Origin of the sequence: Bacillus thermozeamaize, assembly GCA_002159075.1 — a bacterium.
In the GTDB taxonomy this organism is placed as follows: Bacteria; Bacillota; Bacilli; order ZCTH02-B2; family ZCTH02-B2; genus Bacillus_BB; species Bacillus_BB thermozeamaize.
In genome coordinates this window covers 1-1,801 of record LZRT01000038.1, presented here as the reverse complement: position 1 = coordinate 1,801, position 1,801 = coordinate 1, and the positions used below count along the sequence as shown (strand labels likewise).

At 51.2% G+C, this 1,801-nt stretch carries 1 protein-coding gene and 1 pseudogene; both read left to right on the top strand.

Annotated elements, in window-relative coordinates; genetic code table 11:
• Positions 1-974 (top strand): annotated as a pseudogene (locus BAA01_02970) (transposase).
• A complete protein-coding gene (locus BAA01_02965; GenBank protein OUM89565.1) occupies positions 971-1,753 on the top strand; it encodes an AAA family ATPase in 783 nt (260 codons plus the stop codon). The pseudogene BAA01_02970 and the gene BAA01_02965 overlap by 4 nt, the downstream one beginning before the upstream one ends.
• Positions 1,754-1,801 lie beyond the last annotated feature (48 nt).

Here is a 1,801-nt window from a genome sequence, read left to right as displayed (position 1 = left end):
TGTTCTTTCAAGAAGTCGGAGGCGTATTCCACACCATGGTCTATGACAACATGAAAGTGGCCGTCAAACGCTTTGTGGGAACAGAGAAGGAGCCCACCGAAGGACTTTTGCAACTCTCCATCTACTATGGCTTCCGCTATCGCTTTTGCAATGTGCGAAGCGGTAACGAGAAAGGCCATGTGGAACGCAGTGTGGAGGTGATCCGCCGGAAAGCGTTCGCGTTTCGGGATACGTTTGAGACACTGGATGAGGCCAATGCGTATTTGCTCAAAGTGTGCCATAAGCTGAACAACAAACCTCAAGCTTCTCGAAGCGGCAAATCTGCCAAAGCATGCCTGGAAGAGGAACACCCTTATCTGCTGCCCTTGCCACCGATGTTTGATGCGGCCCGTACCGTATACGCACGAGTAGACAAATACGCGACCGTTGTTGTGGACCAGAACCATTATTCTGTTCCGGATCATTTGGTCGGGCAACTCGTCATGGTGAAAATTTACTCGACCAACATCCAATGTTTTCACCAGGAGGTGAAGATCGCCGAGCATCCGCGTTTAACCGGAAACCATGAGTGGCGCCTGGAGTTGGGGCACTATCTTGAAACGCTAAAGAAAAAGCCTGGTGCACTCGCCGGAAGTGTGGCGCTGCAGCAGGCAAACCAAAAGATAAAGTCCATCTACGCGACTTATTATACCAAGCGGGAGAAAGATTTTGTAGACCTCTTGCTTTTTCTTCGTGACGGTGCAACGTTCGTGGAGGTGGAACGGGCCATCGATGAGCTGTGTTGCATTCATCCAAGCCATGTGACGACGGACAAAATCAAGGTGCTGTGCGCCAAGCACCGGGAAGTGCTTCCTTCTGCCGAGCCGCTATCGCAGACTGCACAGGAGATTGCCGAGCAGGCGAAGCAGCATTTATGCATGTACGACGAACTGTTTCAAACCCATACCCTGGGATCGAAGGAGGCCATTGCATGAGCCCATCGCCGCGCCAAGCATGGAAGGAAGCGGTCATCGAATACAGTAAGGAATTGAAACTGCCGATGATCCGCAAACACATCGACGAGCATGTCCAGGAGGCCATGCAGCGGGATGTGAGCTACGAAGAATTTCTGGCTCATCTGCTGCAGAAGGAATGCGATGCCCGGCGGGAAGCTTCGCGGTACAACCGGATTCGCCTGGCGGAATTTACGCACAAGAAATATCTTGAAGACCTGGTCGTCGGAGATTTGCCGGAAGATGCCCAAAAGAAACTCAAACTGTTGAAAACACTGGATTTTATCCGGGAAGGACGCAACGTGATTTTGGCGGGAAACCCGGGGACGGGAAAAACCCATATGGCCATTGGCTTGGGCATAAAAGCCTGCCTGGAAGGTTACAAAGTGTGGTTTACAACTGTGCCTCTGCTTGTCAACCGCATCAAGGAGTGCCGGTCGGAGCAAACGCTGCGCGTGTTTCAGAATCGGTTCGAGAAGTATGATCTGGTGATCGCAGATGAGATGGGATACATCTCCTTTGACAAAGAGGGTGCCGAGCTATTATTCACCCATCTGTCACTCCGTGTGGGACGGAAGTCAACGATCATTACGACCAACCTGTCGTTTGAGCGATGGGGTGAAATCTTTCAGGATCCCGTCATGACTGCTGCAATGATCGATCGGTTGACGCATCAGTCGTACCTCGTGAACATGAACGGGAATTCGTACCGCATGAAAGAAACGAAGGAGTGGCTTGCTAAACAAAAGCTGACTGAATAACCGAATGGTCATTTCCGCCACTGGTCACTCAAAGGTGGGGGAAAATTA